This window comes from Chitinophaga pendula (genome assembly GCF_020386615.1).
Lineage (GTDB): Bacteria > Bacteroidota > Bacteroidia > Chitinophagales > Chitinophagaceae > Chitinophaga > Chitinophaga pendula.
On the sequence record NZ_CP077769.1, the window covers coordinates 3,419,002 to 3,439,336 of the forward strand.

Annotated in this window: 15 protein-coding genes; 4 read left to right on the forward strand and 11 right to left on the reverse strand. The window is 44.2% G+C overall.

Annotated elements, in window-relative coordinates; translation table 11 throughout:
• Nucleotides 1-39 precede the first annotated feature (39 nt).
• From KTO58_RS11915 to KTO58_RS11930, 4 genes are all read right to left on the reverse strand, one after another.
• Entirely contained in the window at nt 40-1,470 is a 1,431-nt protein-coding gene (locus KTO58_RS11915) for a TolC family protein (RefSeq protein WP_095839147.1), read from the reverse strand.
• A complete protein-coding gene (locus KTO58_RS11920; RefSeq protein WP_371878182.1) occupies nt 1,463-4,573 on the reverse strand; it encodes an efflux RND transporter permease subunit in 3,111 nt (1,036 codons plus the stop codon). The genes KTO58_RS11915 and KTO58_RS11920 overlap by 8 nt, the downstream gene beginning before the upstream one ends.
• 84 nt (nt 4,574-4,657) lie before the next feature.
• Nucleotides 4,658-5,740: an efflux RND transporter periplasmic adaptor subunit gene (locus tag KTO58_RS11925; protein WP_095839145.1), complete on the reverse strand. Its 1,083-nt coding sequence runs from the start codon at nt 5,738-5,740 to the stop codon at nt 4,658-4,660.
• Between the two features lie 170 nt (nt 5,741-5,910).
• Nucleotides 5,911-6,324, reverse strand: coding sequence for a hypothetical protein (locus KTO58_RS11930; RefSeq protein ID WP_095839144.1), 414 nt, complete (start codon nt 6,322-6,324; stop codon nt 5,911-5,913).
• Nucleotides 6,325-6,853: 529 nt separating this feature from the next.
• Here KTO58_RS11930 and KTO58_RS11935 point away from each other — a divergent pair.
• Nucleotides 6,854-7,483: a TetR/AcrR family transcriptional regulator gene (locus tag KTO58_RS11935; RefSeq protein WP_095839143.1), complete on the forward strand. Its 630-nt coding sequence runs from the start codon at nt 6,854-6,856 to the stop codon at nt 7,481-7,483.
• Between the two features lie 69 nt (nt 7,484-7,552).
• Here the strand turns inward: KTO58_RS11935 and KTO58_RS11940 are convergent, their stop codons facing one another.
• The gene (locus KTO58_RS11940) at nt 7,553-7,804 is read right to left on the reverse strand and encodes a hypothetical protein (RefSeq protein ID WP_157753013.1); all 252 of its coding nucleotides are present in this window, start codon (nt 7,802-7,804) and stop codon (nt 7,553-7,555) included.
• Between the two features lie 217 nt (nt 7,805-8,021).
• Nucleotides 8,022-9,914, reverse strand: coding sequence for an outer membrane protein assembly factor BamB family protein (locus tag KTO58_RS11945; protein WP_095839141.1), 1,893 nt, complete (start codon nt 9,912-9,914; stop codon nt 8,022-8,024).
• 415 nt (nt 9,915-10,329) lie between these two features.
• Here KTO58_RS11945 and KTO58_RS11950 point away from each other — a divergent pair, with 415 nt between their 5' ends.
• Nucleotides 10,330-11,358, forward strand: coding sequence for a LacI family DNA-binding transcriptional regulator (locus KTO58_RS11950; RefSeq protein WP_095839140.1), 1,029 nt, complete (start codon nt 10,330-10,332; stop codon nt 11,356-11,358).
• A 541-nt stretch (nt 11,359-11,899) separates the two neighbouring features.
• Nucleotides 11,900-13,447, forward strand: a complete 1,548-nt coding sequence (locus KTO58_RS11955; RefSeq protein ID WP_225860214.1) for a hypothetical protein — start codon at nt 11,900-11,902, stop codon at nt 13,445-13,447.
• 56 nt (nt 13,448-13,503) lie between these two features.
• Here the strand turns inward: KTO58_RS11955 and KTO58_RS11960 are convergent, their stop codons facing one another.
• The 4 genes from KTO58_RS11960 to KTO58_RS11975 form a co-directional block, all read right to left on the reverse strand.
• Nucleotides 13,504-16,281 (reverse strand): TonB-dependent receptor, encoded by a 2,778-nt coding sequence (locus KTO58_RS11960; RefSeq protein ID WP_095839138.1) that lies wholly within the window; start codon nt 16,279-16,281, stop codon nt 13,504-13,506.
• 288 nt (nt 16,282-16,569) lie between these two features.
• On the reverse strand, nt 16,570-16,950 hold the full coding sequence (locus KTO58_RS11965; protein WP_095839137.1) for a DUF1634 domain-containing protein: 381 nt from the start codon (nt 16,948-16,950) through the stop codon (nt 16,570-16,572).
• A 21-nt stretch (nt 16,951-16,971) separates the two neighbouring features.
• Nucleotides 16,972-17,805: a sulfite exporter TauE/SafE family protein gene (locus KTO58_RS11970; protein WP_095839136.1), complete on the reverse strand. Its 834-nt coding sequence runs from the start codon at nt 17,803-17,805 to the stop codon at nt 16,972-16,974.
• Nucleotides 17,806-18,471, reverse strand: a complete 666-nt coding sequence (locus tag KTO58_RS11975) for a FadR/GntR family transcriptional regulator (RefSeq protein WP_198314932.1) — start codon at nt 18,469-18,471, stop codon at nt 17,806-17,808. It abuts the gene before it with no gap.
• A 151-nt stretch (nt 18,472-18,622) separates the two neighbouring features.
• On the opposite strand from KTO58_RS11975, the gene KTO58_RS11980 reads away from it, so the two are divergent.
• Nucleotides 18,623-19,390, forward strand: a complete 768-nt coding sequence (locus tag KTO58_RS11980; protein ID WP_095841595.1) for a methyltransferase domain-containing protein — start codon at nt 18,623-18,625, stop codon at nt 19,388-19,390.
• 63 nt (nt 19,391-19,453) lie between these two features.
• On the opposite strand, the gene KTO58_RS11985 is transcribed toward KTO58_RS11980, so the two are convergent.
• A complete protein-coding gene (locus KTO58_RS11985; protein WP_095839134.1) occupies nt 19,454-20,242 on the reverse strand; it encodes a carbon-nitrogen hydrolase family protein in 789 nt (262 codons plus the stop codon).
• Nucleotides 20,243-20,335 lie beyond the last annotated feature (93 nt).

Below are 20,335 nucleotides of genomic sequence, written 5' to 3' on the forward strand. Positions count from 1 at the left end.
TATCCTGAAGGCGCTCCTTTAATATGATTAAAGGCCTGTTTATTGATTCCATCCACCACCGAGTGCCTGGTAGATATTTACTACGGCATTCATTTGCTGTTTTTTGGTTTCGATCAGTTCAAACTTTGATTCCAATGCGTCGCGCTGGGTGAGCAGGACCTCCATGTAATCGGCTCTTGCTGATCTGAACAGATCGTTCGAGATGTCGATAGACTGGGTTAATGCTTGTACCTGACGGGCTTTCAGATCGTAACTTTTTTCCAGATTCCCTAGTTTGGCCAGCTGGTTGATCACCTCTGTATATGCGCTCAGGACGGTGCGTTCATAATTGTATACCGCCTGTATCTGTTTGGCGTTAGCGCTGTAGTATGTTGCTTTTATTGCATTTCTATTCACCAGTGGTGCTACCAGTTCTCCCGCCAGGGAGTACAGGATGGACGCCGGTGTTCTAAGTAGGTAGGAAGGATTAAATGCCTGATAGCCTACTGCTGCAGAAATGCCAACGGAAGGATAAAACTGCGCCTTGGCCACTTTTACATCCAGCTTGGCGGCTGTCAGTTCGAGCTCTGCCTGTCTGATGTCGGGACGATTAGCCAGTAATTGTGCCGGAATACCAGCGTGAATGACATTTGGTACAATGGCATCGAATGCCAGGTTACTTCTCTGAATGGGCTGTGGGTATCTGCCTACGAGGAAGTTGATCCTATTTTCAATTTCTATGATCTGTTGCTGAATATCGTATTGAAGGCTTTTGGTCTTAAGTACTTCCGCTTCAAATTTTCTTACAGCCAGTTCAGTGACTTTGGTTGCTTCTTTTTGTAACCTTACAATCTCGAGGGCATTGCTCTGAATCTCGATATTTTTCTTAACGATATCCAGTTGATTATCGAGTGCCAGCAGTTCATAGTAGGAGTTAGCAATTTCTGCGATAAGATTTGTGATGACAAAGTTTTTTCCCTCAACAGTGGACAGGTACCGGGTTACAGCTGCTTTTTTTGCATTATGTAACTTATGCCATATATCTACCTCCCAGGTAGCATATAATGACAGCATGTAGTCCGGTAAAGGGTCTGGTGTTCTCTTTTCGGGTGCTATTTCTAATTGCTCTTCAGCAGCACCTCTGCTGGTAAACCGGCCTACCTTTTCCAGTCCGGTGCCTCCTTTTATTCCTACGAAAGGCAAATACTCTCCTTTTCTGGCCCGTATCTCATTGCGGGCGATCTCAATTTCCTGTAAGGTAATATTCAGCTCCTGGTTATTTTTCAGGGCGGTATCGATCAACGTTGTCAGGTAGGGGTCTGTAAAGTACTCTTTCCATTTGACAGCGCCGATACTGAAAGTATCCTGCGAGTTATTAAAACTCGCAGGTACTGTTTTATCTTCCGTTTTTCCTGTGAGAACAGGCACCTTACACGCTGCATATGTCAACGATATGCAAGCCAGGCTTATATATATTTTTCTTTTAGACATTATGGTCAATTTCTTCCGTTAATGGATTTTCTTCTTCGTCTCTGATAAGTTTCCTTTTTTCGGCTATTTTCCCGAAGAGATAATAGAGACCGGGGATGATGATCACCCCGAATATTGTTCCGAAAAGCATACCACCTGCTGAGGCGGCCCCAATGGTCCGGTTGCCAATTGCGCCGGGGCCTGTGGCAAAGACCAGCGGGATCAAACCTGCAACAAAAGCGAAGGAGGTCATTAATATCGGGCGGAAACGTACTTTTGCGCCTTCGATAGCCGCCTGTATGACGGTATCTCCGGACCGATGTTTCTGTACGGCGAATTCCACGATCAATACGGCATTTTTGCCCAGCAGACCTATCAGCATTACCATCCCCACCTGGGCGTAAATATTGTTTTCCAGTCCCATGATCTTCAGTAACATGAATGCTCCAAAGATCCCTGCGGGAAGAGACAAAACTACCGCCAACGGTAATATGAAACTTTCATACTGGGCTGCGAGGATCATGTATACGAATGCCAGACAGATGAGGAATATAATAGCGGCTTCATTACCACGTCCGTCTTCATCCTTAGACATTCCTCCCCAGTCAATACCATAGCCTCTAGGTAATGTCTTTGCGGCTACCTCTTTGATTACCTCAAGCGCCTCACCGCTACTGTACCCTGGGGCTGGAGACCCTTTGATGGCGGAGGAAGTGAACATATTGTACCGGGTGATCTCATTAAGGCCGTATACCTTTTCCATCTTCATAAAATCGGAAACCGGCACCATTTCTTCATGGTCATTTTTAACATACAGTTTCAGGATGTCTTCCGGTTTGGAGCGGTATTGCGGGCCTGCCTGCACCATTACCTTGTACATACGACCGAACCTGATAAATGACGTTTCATAGTTACTACCAAACAACGTAGACATAGACTGCATAACATTGGCAATGGTTACCCCTTTCTGCATGGCAATCTCATTATCTACCTTGAGTATGTATTGTGGATAGCTGGCGCTATAAAATGAAAACAATGCCGTCAATTCCTTCCGTTTACTCAGTGCCTCTACGAAGTCTTTGTTGACTGCTTCCATTTTCTTGTAGTCGCCGCTTCCGGTCTTATCCAGGAGACGTAAGTCAAACCCACCGGCAGCTCCATAACCAGGTACTGCAGGCGGCTGGAAGAATTCGATGGTAGCGCCCGGGATATCTTTGGCTTTTTCTTCTAATTCCCGGATGATCTCTTCGGAGGAGTGTTTGCGTGCTGTCCAATCTTTGAGGTTGATCAGACAGGTACCTGAGTTGGACCCTGTCCCCTCCGTCAGAACCTCGTAACCTGCCAGAGCCGATACAGACTGGATACCCTCAATCTCTTCAGCTATCTTCTGAAGTCTTTCTGATATTTCATTGGTCCTTTCCAGTGATGAACCAGGCGGGGCCTGTATTACGGCATAGATCATGCCCTGATCTTCATTAGGGATGAAGCCTGAAGGAACATTGCTACTTAGTACCCATGTACCGGCGCAAAATGCTATCAGCATACCAAAGGTGACTATTCTCCTGTCTACGATAGCCTTCAACAGACCTGTATACCTACCTGTCAGTTTCTCGAACCGGCTATTAAATGCGTCGAGGAATCGGTTTATCGGCGTTTTCTTTTTGGGCTTACCATGTGTGTTCTTCAACAACATAGCGCAGAGTGCCGGTGTAAGAGAGAGTGCTACGACACCGGAGAGTACGATAGCTGTCACCATGGTGATGGAAAACTGGCGGTAGAATATACCAACCGGGCCGGACATGAAAGCCACCGGGATAAATACTGCCGCCATAATGAAGGTGATGGCGACTATCGCTCCGGCGATCTCATGTACTACCTTTTTAGTGGCCATGTAAGGTGACAGGTGTTCTTCTTCCATTTTGGCATGGACGGCCTCTATCACGACGATCGCGTTGTCAACCACGATCCCAATAGCTAGTACCAGTGCAAACAGGGTGATGAGATTGAGGGTGAGGCCAAACACCTGCATAAAAATGAATGTTCCGACCAATGACACTGGTACTGCGAGTGCCGGGATCAGCGTGGACCGCCAGTCACCGAGGAATAGGAATACGACTATACCTACCAGGATGAATGCTTCTGCCAGTGTATGTAATACTTTCTCTATGGAGGCATCGAGGAATTTAGAAACGTCATAACTGATCTCATAGTCCATACCTGGAGGGAATGAGGTCGATTTGATCTCTTTCAGTTTAGCCTTTACCTCTTCTATCACCTGGCTGGCGTTACTACCATATAGCTGTTTCAGTACGATTGCTGCGGAAGGTTTTCCATTCAGGTTAGAGTAAATATCGTAGAACAGGCTCCCGAATTCGATGTCTGCGACGTCCTTCAGGCGAAGGAATTCTGCATTGGGGTTTGCCCGCAGAATGATATTTTCATATTCTTCTTTTGTACTAAACCGGCCGGTGTATTTCATTACGTATTCGAATGCCTGCGAGCGTTTACCGGAGCTTTCTCCTGTTTTACCCGGCGAGGCTTCCAAACTCTGATCGCTCAGTGATTTCATTACTTCTTCTGCAGAAATTTTGTACGCCATCATCCTATCTGGTTTCAACCAGATACGCATGGAATACTCCCTGGTACCTAATATACGGGAGTTACCCACCCCTTTCAGACGGTTCAATTCAGGCAGGATATTGATATCTGCGAAGTTGTAAAGGAATCGTTCATCGGTATGAGGATCCTTACTGTACAGGTTCACGTACATCAGCATAGCCGGTTGCTCGAGGCTGGTCAGCAGACCTTCACGTATTACCAATGGGGGAAGTTTATTGATCACCTTGGCGATACGGTTTTGTACGTTCAAGGAAGCCTGGTTCGGATCGGTTCCCAGGTCAAATATGATCTGAATATTTGCCTCTCCGGTGTTGGTCGCATCGGAGGTCATGTATTTCATACCTGCGACGCCATTGATAGCTCTTTCGAGAGGGATGATCACTGTTTTAACCAACAGTTCGGCATTAGCCCCGGGATACTCTGCCGTTACTTTTACGGTAGGTGGCGAGATAGCCGGGAACTGTGTTACGGGGAGCTGTGTGATACCCAATATCCCCAGAAACACTATAAAGAGAGATATTATTATAGAAAGGACGGGCCTTTTAATCAGATTACTAAACATGTACGATGCTTTTGGAATTTGTTGATGCTATTCCGCCTTCAATTTCAGGTGGCTGATTACTGTCTGGGGATCTTTGTACTGGTAGGTGATCTTATCATTATCTTTCACCTTTTGTACTCCTTCCAGCAATATTCTGTCATTACCAGCCAGTCCGTTGTTCACTACATAGAGATCAGGCATTTCGGCCTCTACATTGATCTCTCTTGATCTCACGATGTTGTCTTTATCTATTACGAAAACGTACTTTTTGTCCTGTACTTCGTAGGTAGCTTTCTGCGGTACCAACAGTGCATCTTTAAGGGGAGTCACCATTTGTACTTTACCGGTTTCTCCATGTCTCAGCAGGCTTTCCGGATTGGGGAAGGAAGCCCTGAAGGCGATATTTCCTGTTTCGTTATTGAATTCTCCTTCGATGGTCTCTACAACGCCTTTATGTTGGAACAGCTGGTTATTGGCCATGAGCAGGCCGACCTGTATTTTATCTTTTGCTTTTGTACCTACCTGATAATTGAGATATTCAGGTTCTGATACGTTAAAATAAGCGTACATCTGTCTGTTATCAGAAAGACTTGTTAACAGTTCGCCTTCGTCTATGAGGCTGCCTAATTTGAGTGGCAAGCGATCGATGATACCGTCGAAAGGAGCTCTTATTTCGGTGAAAGCCAGGTGTACTTTTGCCAGTGCGAGTTCTGCTTTAGCCTTATCTAATTTGGCGTTCGCCATAGCCAGCTCGTTTTTGGACACTACATTTTTATCTGCGAGCGGTTTGGTATTCTGTACTTCTATTTCCGCAGCTTTGGCTTCTGCTTCTGCTTTTAATAATTCAGCTTCGTAAATTTTGGGCATTATCTTAAACAGCAATTGTCCTTCCCTCACAAACTGACCTTCATCTACAAAGATGTTCTGGAGGTATCCTTTTTCCTGGGCCCTGATCTCAATATTGCGTATTGATCTTATCTGGGATACATATTCTTTGGTTACCGTCGTATCCATTTTCAGGGGGCTGGTCGCGAAGTACTTGGTTTCGGCTTCCTTTGTTTCCTTTTCTGATTTGCAGCTTGTGTAGCACAATATGGCGGACAAGCCCATAAGCATGAACATTCTATTCATAATAACTATGTCTTTTTAAGGCAAAACGATTCTCTTGACACTCCTTCGGTGGAGTGTTGTATATGATAAAATAGCCCTAGTGCATACCTGAGTAATATGCTGTAAGAGACCGAGAGTAAAAATGATGATAGTGATCAGGCTAGTTATGATTGCCTGTCAGCCAGCGACAATCATACACGGATAACGCGGAGCACAATATATCTATAGGGGGAAATTGAATAGGGATTATCCAGGGGCAAGTGCTGTTTGTTGTGCCGGCAGGATGTAGCCGGGATCAGCGTATTAGCAAAAATATCTAAGAGGGTATTGTTTTCGAGGTATTTTCTGAACGCAGACCATTTGTCATCTTCATTTTCGTCGGTGGTGGCTTCCAGTTCGTCTTTTGGATTTTCCGTGCCATTAGCGCTGGTCAGGAAAAGTTGTCCGGCGGGATCTGCGATATCAGATTTCTCAAGCTGTGCAGTTCTTTCAAAGATGTTCTGCGGTGTATATACATGATCCGCATACGTATGTGTATACAGACGGCTAAATCCGCTCGACAGCAAAAAACACAGCGATAAAAAAAATCTGATTAGTAGCTTCATCTCTGACTTCGAAATTACATAAAGTTGTTCCAACGGGTCAAGCGGTGAAATGTTAAATAATGTCAACAGCCTGACCAGTGGTAATCAACCATGTTGAAAGGTCTGATTCCTGCAGATATCGATGTGGTGTATCATTTAGTTGGCACCTGATGTCATAGAGCATGATTGCTTATTTGTATCATTACCTAATAGAAACAGTTGCTGCGATCGATCAAAAAAATAGGACAAGTCAACAAAGACTTGTCCATAACGTGGTCCCTATGGGACTTGAAAATATCGCAACCTCCATAACTATAAGACAAGCTTCTATCTATCTATCTATCTATCTCCCCTCTCCTACTGGCTTTGGAGGAAATTATTTCTATCCAGGCGAATGTATACAATGAACACCGATACACAAAAATGGTTAAAATCCATCAAATTCCAAAGTATTCGAACGAATGTTTAGTCATTCTGCGAAGTTTTAAAGAAATTTTAATCTTAGACTTTTTGGTCGATATGTACATTTGCGTCTTCATTCATCTGATTTATGGGTAAGGCAGCAGAAACAAGAAGATATATAATTGAAAAGGCGGCTCCGGTATTCAATAGGAAAGGAATTGCTGGCACCACTGTAGATGATGTATTGTCTGTAACGGGCATGGCAAAGGGTGGTGTCTATGGACGATTTGTAAACCGCCAGGAGCTTGCCGTAGCAGCTGTCGAGTTTTTGCTGGCAGAGGTGAGACGAAGGATGGCGGATGTTATGGATAGGGAAATTTCTGCTACGAGGAAATTATTAGCTTACATGAATGACCAGTTGGATCCGGTACATTATGCTATAGAAGGAGGTTGTCCAATCTTAAATTTCAGTGTGGAGGCAGACGACACTGATCCAGTTTTGAAGGAGAAGCTAAAGTTTGTAATTGAAATAGTTCAGCAAAAGCTTGTAACGGTTATTCAACAAGGGATTGATGCCGGTGAGCTTTCTGCAGATATTAATGCATGTGATTTCGCTTTGAAGATGTTTGCCATGCTGGAAGGCGGTATTATGATATCCCGTGTAAGCGGCAATGTTAAGTATATGACAGGACTTATACGCATGTTAAAAGCTGAATTGAGTAGTTATATTTTGCATCCTGTTTTAACGGATTGTGTTGTTGAAAACGAATGTCGATAAAAATAACGGCAGCTGTTAATACTTCCGCTGCCGTTATTAAACTGTTGCTGCGCTGCGATACTAAATTCCTTACTTTTTCTCCTGCGACTCATTTTCCCATTCCACATCCTCTGCTTCTTCATCGGTAAGGTCGTTTTCTTCCAAATCTTCTTCATCTAATGTAGGCGTATCGTCATCTTCATCAAGTTCGTCTTCTTCTAGTCCATCTTTTTCCAGCTCATCTTCCTCTGACGCTGTTTGCGATCTCTTCTTTTCCTCCTGTGTTCCACCGCCCGGTGTTTTAGATGGAGCGTTCTTTTGTTGTTCATGGGTCTGTAGCATACCAAACATTTTTGTGGTTAATAAATGATATTATTATCTACATCCAAATCGTACACCATTTTTGGGATATTAGGAATTCATTTACCAAAACCGTTTCATGCAGGGTAAGAGGGAATAATAATACCCGCAATTATCTGTTCAGTTCTTCATAAGTGCGTATTATTTTACGCACTCAACTTGTAACATGGGTCCTTTCCTGGACACACACTACTTAATATTAATATGTCAGCAATACAAGATTACCGTCTACGTCTGAAAGTAGCACAGAATTAGCTTGGCATATAGTAGCCGGGTTTAGCATGACATCTCCTAACTTATGCTTCCACCGTTCTTTACCCGAGGCGACCTCTATTGCAATAGCCAGTCCATTCCGGAACGGGAATATAGCGATTCCATCTTGTTCCAGGATGGCGGATTCGTTATCATCAAAACCATAGCTGGCAGCGGTCTTCCATATCACAGTAGGTGTATTTGCCGTTGTGCTGTATGCCAACAGTGTACTATCGAATGTACATTTTACGAAGACTTTGCTGCCATCACCGGAGATACCGATTGCTTCATTCAGTCTGGGTTTGCCTATACGCCATATGGTATCGCCTTTATTGGCATCAAGAGCGGTCAATACCATGTCGGGGCCTGTTATAAATATCCGGCCATTGGCGGCTACCGGCCAACAGGCGGCAGGCGCATAATATGCGGAAGGGAAATATTCTTTGGAGGAGCGCGACCATTTCCACAGCAGGCGTCCATTGTGCTGATCCAATGCATAGAAATAATTATCCCATGCGCCAAAATAGACCTTCTCCTGGTAGATCAGCGGTTTGGTCTGTATCCACCCTTTGATCCCTTCGAATTCCCACCTCAGTTTTCCTGTGTGTAAGTCGATAGCGCGAAACTTTCCATCGCTGGCACCGATATATACAATTCCTTTATCGATTACAGGGCTTCCCAACACCCATTTGTCCGCTTTGAATTGCCAGATCAATTTGCCGGTGCGGGCATTCAGACAATATATATTACCATCTGCTGATCCGGTAATTACTTTCCCCTCTCCTACTGCTGGAGTTGAGAAAATGCTTTTCCCCGTTTTGAACTGCCACAATTGTTTACCATTATCGTATGCGTAAGCATGCATTATTCCATCGCGATCGCCGACATATATCCTGTTTGCATCATAGGTAGCAGCTGCAGAAATGCCAGCCGGCACATTAATACGCCATTTTATAATGACTTGTGGGTAGTTGTGATTCACGGAAAGATCAGGCACCTGCTTGTCTTTACTATAGACATGATGCTGTAAAGATAATTGCAGCCATGATGTCACTTTATTTAATACCGGATTGGATTCTGCGAAACTGATACTGTCGGGAGTGAGGCTGACCAGGGTGTATCCTACCTCCTGATGGCTCCGGCTCCCTTTACTATCCGGATTAGTTCTTGCCATGACGCCCGGCAGTCCGTCGAAGTTCATTTTCCTGTTGCTATGTCCATGTCCCACTAAAACGACCGGTACTCCATTTTCTTTGAAGAGTCCGGTAAGCTTATACCAGTTACTCATGCCATCATTGAGGGGGTAGTGTGTGAAGGGTATCACTACCTGACCTTTCAACTTTGCGGCTTTAACTTCATCCGTTACCCATTTGAGGTCGGGTGGTGAAATATATCCATCTCCTCTATGTAATATAGGACCTGTCTGGAAACCGATGAAGCGAATATTACCATGGGAAAAGCTGATGTTGTGGTGGCCGAATATTTCTTTGAATACAGTGTTGCCGGATTCTGACCATTTAGTGTCGTGATTGCCAGGGACTATATAGTAAGGTTTTTTTAGTTTATCCAATATCGCCTTTGCTATCCGGAGGTCATTTCCGAATCCGAAATCGCTGATGTCGCCTGTCAGTATTGTAAACTGTATATCGTCTATTTTATTAATGTCCTCTACGGATTGTTGTAATGCCACTGTGTTCGAACTTCTGTCCATTACGTGTGTGTCTGTTAGCCAGGCGAAGCGGAAACTTTTATTTGCCTGCTGGGCGCGGACAGCAGGTAAAAAGGATAAAAGGCATATGATAGTGGCCCCAATGATGGGTTTTGCTAAGCATTTTTTCATAGATCTATTCAATATGTGGATTGATTATAGCGACACAGATAAAATTATTCTTAAATATTTACGCGCAAACATTTTTGCAAACACAAACGTTTGATCTAGGTAAATAGGCGATAGTGGATTAGCTGGTCGTTCAATTGTCGTGTTATCTTATTGGGTTTAATGCTCTAATAATCATAGCTGTTACATAGTAAAGCCCCATTTATGCAGTGATTACACAAACGTTTGTATTAAAAATATACCATATGCGAATCAATTCATTTAAATTGCGAGGAGGTAGGCTATGTGTGTTCAATGTGGATGGCGTTATATTTTCTAAACATCTAACTATTTCAAATATAAATGCCCACTAACGTTTCCTTTTTTTATAACTTAGTCTTTCAGCCCCATTATATACTAAATAACAAGTTTTATTAATATGTCAAAACTGCCGACTATTAAACAGATTGCTCTTGCCCTGAATATATCAGTTTCCACGGTATCCAGGGCATTGCATGACCATCCCAGTATCGGGTTGGTGACCCGGATTAAGGTAAAAAAAATGGCAGCTGAGTTGAATTATGAGCCGAATCAGACCGCTATATCTCTTCAAAAGGGTAAGACCAATACGATAGGTGTGGTCTTACCCGAGTTATCAGAATATTTTTTTTCTTCGTTGGTGAGTGCTATCGAGGAAACGGCATATAAGAAGAATTACACGGTATTACTGGCACAATCGCATGACGATCCGGAGAAGGAAAAGCAATTGATCGAGAAGATGAAAAGTCACCGGGTGGACGGTCTGCTGGTTTCTCTAGCGAAGGACACCTCTTCGTTTGAGCATTTCGAGCGTTTGAAAAAGTACCAGATACCCGTGGTATTCCTGGACCGGATACCTGATATTCCGAATATCCACTCGGTATCCTGTAATATTGAGACCGGAACTGTTGCGGCGGTAAACTATCTGCTACAGCAAGGTCATCGTACCATTGGCATGATCAACGGGCCGGAGACATTGTTGGCCAGCCAGGAAAGAAAGGAGGGATATATCAAGTCGATGATCAAGAACCGGTTAAAATATGATCCTGCCCTGGTATTACATTGCGACCTGACAGAGGGAGGTACGGCGGCGGCTCTCAAGGAGTTATTAAGCTATAAACGCAAGGTGACAGCGATCGTTACGTTTAATGATTATATCGCATTGTTTGCCATCAAACACGTCCGGCAACTTCACCTTGCACAGGATGCTTTACCGGTTTTCATCAGCTATTCCAATCTGCCTCTCATTCATTACATGGATTATAAACCTATTGCCTCTGTGGAGCAATTTCCATATTTGCAGGGGGAAAAGGCAACTGATATATTATTAGACCTACTCTCCAAAAAAGAACGTCAGGTGGCAAATAATAAAGCCTTTTACAACATTGTGATCGATTCGGAACTGGTGTTGGAGCAACCGCCTCTTTGACCGGGAATCGGATGGTGGTAAAATCACTCAACCGTTTGCACAAAAAACCATCAATCATATTTAGTACGTTTGCATTATCAGTAACGATATGAACATTATATGCGTTGCCAAAGATATTCCAGGTAAATGTACCTGTTTGATCAGTGAACAATAAAAAGTAAAGGCTACCTGGGGTAGCCTTTTTTTATCCTTTTATACTATATTTCTCCGAATGCTGATACCGTAGTTCTACCTGTTCTTCTATTGCGATAATAATCAGATAGTTATGCTAATTTTTTTTGGTTGTATTCTTTAATTTATTTACCTTCACATGGTAAATATTCAGTATACCATATATAATTATATTGAATGCCCTTTAACTAGCCCTATAGTGATTGTAAGCCCCAGCAGCGATAGTCATATTTCATAAAAAATTTTCATTGTCATGTAGATCCAGTCTCCTGTACTGGATAATACCTGGTAATACGACCACATTTGATGTCTTAAGGAAGCAAATAAAACAAGATAACCATTACATCACCCCATTCAAAACGCTTATGCTATGAAAAAAGCAATCCCTGTATTGTTGATCGTTATTGTCGGAATAGGCATCTGGCTCTTCGGTAAGAGTAAAAACAGTACTCCCCTACCAAAGCAGGAGTCTTCAGCTGAACAATACAATTTTGACATTGTGATCGATACACTCATTCCCAATGACGTTGTGCCTAATGCCACCCCTGAACAGTTGGTATCTTTTGCCTGGAATCAGTTCTTTGCCGTGAACTGGCAATCTACTTATACCCCCCAAAATCCGAGAAGGGGTTATGCTGATCCGAATTGGTCGTATACAACGGAGACTAATCCGTATCCGTTGAATCCGCTGGTATGGGAGACTTACGCTCACCGTATAGAATTCCGGCCTTACAACGATACCATACTGCGATTCGATAAAGTGCCTATATATAAATATAAGCCCCAGATTATGAAAGATCCGAATACGGATATTACCTTACTTAATAACCTGGATGAAAACAATGAAATAGGTTCCTGTAATCTCTATGCCAATGTGAATGTAGCAGGCACTACACAACAGGTACTTTATCAGGCGAAGGTAAACCGCGACGAGTACCAATACATAGCCAATACTTTCAAGAATAGTACTGCGCGAAACAGGGCGGCAGCCAATACAAGCAAGGCCATATCACTTGATTCCGCTTACTATAAGGGCGCTAAGAACAGCTGTAACTGTCCTCCTTCTTACAACCTTATATGTTTACCTTGTGGTGGTGCTATTAACCCATCTACTAAAAAGCCGTTTACCGGTGCTATGGAGGTGAAGACTGCCTGGCGGGAATCGCAAAATCCGGAAGAGGATAAAAAGCGGTACTTCACGCGTACAGTTATTACTTATGAAAAAAGAAACCAGCAATTGTACGCTATGAATAAGACCTATTTGCTGATAGGTATGCATATTATTCACAAGACCAGTAATTATCCCGATTTTATTTTTACCACCTTTGAACACGTGGATGTAGAGAAGACTCATATGGGGTATATTGAGTTGAATGGTAAGATAACTCCGGGCACCCAACCTGATACCTTTAGGCGTAGACATCCCATTCCTGCAGTTGTCGATTCCAGTACGGCATATGCCCACCGGCTACTAAACAAGACGAATCCTACCTCTATCTGGCAAAATTACCGCTTGGTAGGTGTTCAGTCCCAACCCAGCAATGATTCCACTGCTTTCAGCTTCTTCCTGGCGAATTATGTGATAGAATCAGATAAGAATCTATCCGATTTCAGGGGCAGTAGTTTAATAAACCCTTTCGACGGTGGCGTAAACGTGTTATTGCAAAACGGGCAAAAAACAGCGCAAGGTTATAGGGTTGTATCGCAAGGAGGTTGCCAGGGTTGTCATGGTGCAACGCAAATTATAAATGGTACCGATCTTTCTTTTTTGCTTGTTCCCGATAGTAGCTTCTTTCTGGCACCAGACCCGTATAACTATGCGGATAGCGGTAGCACGAGTAAGCTGGACAGGTACAAGGCATTATTTACCAGAATGAGAACGGAGTTGCAAACGATAAAAAAAAGTAAAAATAAATAATGTACAAGACCACCTGCGATCTGCGATTACAGGTCGCAGGTGGTTTTTGGCTGTTTTTAAAGGTTCAATGATAGTCTGGCAAACAGGAAGCGGCCGTTGAATCCGAACTGTTGGGCAGTTCTGGAGTAGAGGAAACGACCGGAACTTTGATTGCCCACGGAGAGTTTATCCGGATATATGTCAAACAGGTTATTAGCACCTAGTGTCAACCGTAACGCCGGCATAAAGTTATAACTAACACTAAGGTCTGTCACGACTTTCCCACTATATACATCCTGGTTAGCTACAATATTAGTAGCTTCCTGCACCTCTCCGAAATACACATTTCTCAGAAAGAATCCCCACTTGTGAATAGCATAGTTCAGCGACAGGTTTGCTTTTGTCTGGGGCACTGCCTTTTCCAGGTAGATCCGGCTGGCGTCGTCGAAATAGGTACTTTCCTTTCCTTTGAGTAAGGCAGAAGAATTTATGGGTCCCACCAGGGCTGTTTTTGCAAATGTGCCGGAAAGATCCACTTTCAGATGTCCTTTTCCGGGGTGTATTGCATAGGTGATCACTACATCTACTCCTCTGGTCTCTGTATTAATAGCATTCGCAAAAAAACGGGCGGTCTGCGCGTTGGCGGACCTGAGGATATTATAGATCTCCTGTTCCTGAGGAGTACCGGTCCTGTTACCAGAGAATTGGCCTGTATATACGATACGATCGTTGATGCGGATATAATATCCATCTACCGTCAATTTCAGGGGACCAAGGTTGCTGGTGATGCCCACACTATAGCTATTAGAGGTCTCTTCTTTCAATTTGGGTATTCCGAGCAGGCCGGCTACACGGCTGTCATTTGTGAAGGTACCTGATTCTACGAAGGCGCCATCAATGAAAACGCTGGAAGTAGCGCTAAAATATCGTTGGTGTAACGAAGGCGCCCGGAACCCTGTGCTGGCGGCTGCCCTTAATAAGAATTTGGGGCTAAACTGGTATCGGCTAGCTATTTTCCAGTTCAGTGTGGAGCCGAAATCGGAATAGTTCTCAAACCTTAATGCAGCATCTACCAGGAATTGTTTTGTGATATTGAGTTCCACATCGCCATAAGTAGCTACGGAGGTACGGGTCGCATTAATGGCGTTATCCGGGCTGAAGCCAGGGAAACTTTGGGCGCCACCGGCAAAGGGACTTCCATTTGCAGCGAAACGCGTAGGCACATTTCCTCTAGGATCGGGGATCAGGATAGGTCTACCTGCTCCATCGGTACCTATATTCAGCGCATTTCCGTAGTTAGTGTACGAGGATGCTTCCCCTGGTAGGATGCGGTAGTTTTCATATCTATGCTCTGCGCCAAAGGCCAGGTTAATGCCGCTGAGTGCCTGGTCAAAAAAACGGCTGAAATCAAGGTTGGTTGTATTCTGTTGGAAGCGATACCCACCTGCCTGGAATCGTGTAGGAGATGATTTGAGCAGGGAGGCATTTAAGGTCTGATCTACGCTAAAGTCCACACCATTCTGGCCATAGGTATTGCTAAAATCGACCTTCCATTCTCCTAGGTCTCCTCTTATTCCAGTAGCCAGTGACTTATCTCTATTGTCTGTAACGATCAGCGGAAGGAATCCATTGGGATAGATGGTATCATTTGTCTGTACCAGTTGTGACGGCGTTCTGTAAAAAGCGGCAGCTTCTCCATGCCGATAATTCAGCCCACCGAATGCGTATACTTCTGCATGGTCACTTACCGGCAGGGAGGCATTTAAGAACAAGCTACCTCCACGGTTAGCTGACTGACCGATCCGGGAACTAAAATCCTTTCGGTTGAGCCCCCTTTTCTGTAATTCCTGTTCTGTAATGTCTTTCCCTTTAGGTGATCCGGGTACATCTGCCAGTGCAGGGTCATTATAATCGGAAAAGATGGTACCATTGAATATACCTGAGCGATTGGTATAGTTGCGATAGTCGTAGGATCCTGCAAGGTTAATAAACCCGCCTTTGTTTCCTAATGGCAGGCCATAATTAATATTAGCCTGAACGGTCTGTCCATCGAAATTATTCTCTGACAGTTTAGATACGTAAGCACCTGTAGATACATTTACATTCAATTTATTCACCTCATCATTCAGTATGATGTTGATCACGCCGGCGATAGCGTCTGAGCCATACTGTGCAGCAGCTCCATCTCTCAATATTTCGATCCGTTTTATTGCTGCCGTGGGAATGGCGTTCATATCGGTACCTACGGAGCCTTTTCCGAAGCTACCATTGATATTAACAAGAGAGGTGGTATGCCTTCTTTTACCATTGATCAATACAAGGACCTGATCTGGCCCCAGTCCGCGCAGCGATGCAGGATCGATATGATCGGTTCCATCTGACAAGGTTTGTGTATTAGCGGAAAAGGAAGGAGCTATATAATTAAGTATCTGGTTAATACTGACCTGTGGAGCGTACTGGGTGATCTGTTTTACATCCACAACGTCGACCGGGACTGCCGTCGAAAGTTGACTGCGGGGGGCACTCCTTGATCCAAGCACTACTACTTCATTCAAACCTTCGGCTGCTGACAGGGAAAAATCGATTGTCTGTTGCTGTCCGGATGTTACTGTCACACTTTTTTCCGCAGACTGGTACCCGATATAGCTGACATTCAGGACATACTGACCGGGTTGTACATTGAGTTTATAATGGCCTTTCGCATCTGTCGTTGTTCCGATATTACGCCCGACAAGTTTGACAGTAGCACCAACAAGGGGTTGATTATTATCCGTAACACTTCCTTCAATAGACTGTGCATAGGCGGAAAAGGAGATAAGCAGGCACCAGAGCAGGGTGTAGAGTTTTGGTTTCATACGATTACATTTTATTGGAGCAATTGAACAAGAGGTTGACGTCATCCCGGATATAGGGACGAATATCTATAACAATAATGCAGGGGCATATGTTTCCTGTAGCCTTTACAGACCGTATATGATTGGTTGATTATTGCCCTGTACATCACTTTGACCAGGAATCCGAGGCTTATAAAGCAGACGTCCATCATTTCAGGACGCTAAATTAGGCAACAGTAGCGAGGTAAACAATAGTCTATAAAATTAATAGGATAATATTTTCAAACACTCCCAACACGATAAGTTTTATCAGCCCAGTCCTCCTTGTATACTGACAAAAATGATCGTTAGTACGATAAGAGTGATCACTACGTACAGCTTATCTTTTTCCAAGGCGAAGCCTATGAGAGAGAACACAACGCGCATCACGGGTGTTGCAAAGAGCAGTATAATTCCAAGCATGATGAGGGATCTGCCATGCCCGGCTGCGATACCATGGAATATATCTTTCAGTATCGCCAGCATATCATGATCCTGCTCTTCGAATCTGGGATAGTTTACTATTTCCTGTCCATGTCTATATAAATATATAGCGCCCCCCAATAAAGCAATGGCCATGGAGCTCCATACACCCCACCGTAGCAGGTTGCCGATCACGTATTGCAGGTCTTTATCTTTAACTTTTTCCATTGTGTATTTAATTAGGACATACTATATTTTACCGGTTACACCATTGTAGATCATTTGTAAGGCCAGTAGCGTAATTATTACGGCGAAAAATATCTTCAACTTTTCGGGGGAAGAGCGGATGAGTATCCTGGCACCTGTAAGTGCACCCAGCAGCACTCCTATAACGACAGGCATACAGATACCCGGTTGAATATATCCCCGTTGCAGATAGACAACTGCGCTGGCCATGGCGGTAACGCCCATCATAAAGTTACTGGTGGTGGTAGATACCTTGAACGGGATACGCATGATATTGTCCATGGCAATTACTTTTAATGCTCCGGAACCTATACCCAGTAACCCTGACAGTATGCCGGCGACCACCATCATTACAAACCCGCCCAATACGTTTTTGGTGCCATATTGTATAATCCCTGTGGATGTAGGATAACTTCCGTAAAGTTTCAATTTATAAGCCAGCGGACTGGACTCGTTCAATACATGCAGGGCCTTTTTACGAAGTGAGTTCATAGCGGAAAAAATGAGGATACAGCCAAACAGTACGGCAATGACGTGAGTAGGTGCTATTGTTGCAAGCAATGCCCCGAACACGGCACCCAAAGTAGTGGCTATTTCCAGAAACATACCGATGCGCATATTGGTGATTCCTTCGCGCACGTAGGCTGCTGCTGAGCCGGAGGAGGTAGCGATGACGGATACGAGTGCAGCACCGATAGCATAATGGATATCTACTCCGAGAAATACACTCAATAGCGGAATGATGACGACACCACCCCCCAGGCCGGTCAGAGAACCGATCAATCCTGCGGTATAAGCCCCTGCGAAAAGTATGATTGTAAAAGCTAGTACTGTCATTTAAAAAGCATTATAGTTATTCTGTAAAAGCGCCTCCAGGCAAGCCATGGCGTCTTTTTCTCTCCTGGCTATTATTGCCTGGAGCAGCTGTTCATGTAATATATGTGTCTTGGTAAACTGCGCTAAGCTTCCGGCATCTCTTTCTTCGAATGATTGCCGCAATACATTTGTAAACCCGGCATACAGATCGGCCAACACGCTATTTCTGCTTGCTATTGCCAGGTGTTTGTGAAATAATATATCTGCATCTATGGCCGCATCGTAGTCTCCGGCTGTGATGGCTTTGCTACGCAGCTCGAGCGCCTTTTGCATGTCTTTGGAATGTTGTTGCGTACGGTGCAGTACTGCCAGCCGGATAATCTCCTTTTCCAGTAAAATACGTACCTGGTTTAGTTCGGCCTGGGCAGCTCTTCTCAGGCGTTGCTCCAGGGATTCATGGGAAGAGGATACCTCATTCACGAAGGTCCCAGCGCCCTGTTGCACCCGTAATACGCCATTTTGTGAGAGTGTTTTAATCGCTTCCCTGATAGTGGATCTGCCGACTTTGAACTGGGTCATCAATTCAGGTTCTGCGGGGATCTTGTCTCCTTTCTTCCATTTTCCGAGCGAGATATGCTGCTGTAATTTTTCGATTACGATATCTGCTAATTTTTCGCGCCTGGCCATGCATGCAAACATCTGATGTTTGGCAAAGATAGGCAAAGAAATGAAACATCAGATGTTTTAATCTAAATTTAAGCCCGTATTTAGGCCCCTGATAATTAGTACTGGGCTTATTGCTGTATAGCGTTAATTTTATTGTCAAAAATGAATGACCATGCCTTGGGATCCTACTGTGTATAATCAATTCAGGGACGTTCGTTATCGTCCATTTTACGATCTGGCGGATATGATCACGCCGGAGTCATCATTTGAAGCTATTGACCTGGGTTGTGGTACCGGGGAGCAGACGTTCATTTTAAGCCAACGTTTTCCCGGTGCCAACTTCACGGGAGTAGACTCATCAAGAGAGATGTTGTCGAAGTCTGCTTCTTACGAAAGCGAGCGACTCCATTTTGAATTAGGAACAACGGAAGACGTTGTGACACGCGAAAAAAAATGGGATCTACTATTCAGCAATGCGGCTTTGCAGTGGTCTGATGACCATGAGTATTTATTTCCAAAGTTGCTGGCGTTATTAAATCAAAACGGACAATTTGCGGTACAGATGCCTGTTCAGACGGAAAATCTTCTTAATAAGCTGCTACATGTATTAGTGAACGAGGAGCCTTTTGTCACTTATCTGAAGGGATGGCAGCGTGTTTCTCCGGTACTATCTATGGACCAGTATGCCCAACTTCTTTTTGATCACGGCATGAAAGACATTCACTTGATCCAAAAGGTATATCCTATTATTGCGGAAGACCATGCCACGTTATTCAATTTCATATCGGGGTCGGCGTTGGTGCCTTATGTGGAGCGTCTTGACCTACATGAAAAGGTGCCGTTCCTGGAGCGCTTCAAGGAGCGAATAGCTCAACAGTTTCCTAAACTTCCGGCGATTTATGCTTTTAAGCGATTACTCATCTATGGTAGGAAGACCTGATATACGGTCGTCTTACCATTGCCCGCACCTATACGATAATCGTATGTTTATACCGGAGATCATCTACCATACCAGGTTGGGTTTAAATCTCATGGCCAGCAAGCCGGTGGCCTTTTCCGGATCAATATCGGCCACGATGACCCCTACTCTTCCATAGGTTTCATGTATTAGACAGTTACCGTCTGGTGCGATGACAGCACTGGCTGATTCGGGAAAAGCGGATGCATAGTTAGAGCTGGCAAAATATATTGTGTTCTCAAGCGCTCTCATCATCATTGCTTTCTCATAATATGGGTTGTTCTTGTTACCCCATTCTTCCAGTTTAACACCATTTGTATTACTGCCTCCAAAATGCGGATGAAAGACAATCTTTGCGCCCTGCCTTGCAGCCCATCTAACGGATTCAGGATAGCGGAATCCTTCATGGCATATAGTGATGCCAAATTTTACACCATTCACTTCAAAGACCGTCCGTTCGGTTCCAGGTATCCAGATGGGATCTTCTGACGGATCGAGCTGATTTTTGGTCTGGTAGCCCATGATCTCTCCCGTTGCTGATATGACATAGGCCAGGTTTAATATCCCCTCGGGGCGATGCCAGTCCATTGGAATAATGATGGTAATTGCCTGCAGGGCTGCAATCTCCTGTACTTTGGATAGTGCTATTGTTAGGCTTTCAGCAGATCGATCTGCTTCGGGATATCCCATTCCGGGATAACCTGGCAGGAAAGATTCGGGGAAGCAGATAATTTCGGCATTTTCGACGATGGCTTCCTTTACTAATTTTTCGAGCCAATACAGGCCATCCTTAATGGATGAGGGAAATGGAGGTGAAGCTATCGCGACTTTCATGATATACAAGTTATTTAGGTTCGATGGCATAAAGATAACTGAAAGCCTCTATTCTGTCACTGGCATAATCATTGTTCGTTGAGGCACTGACTA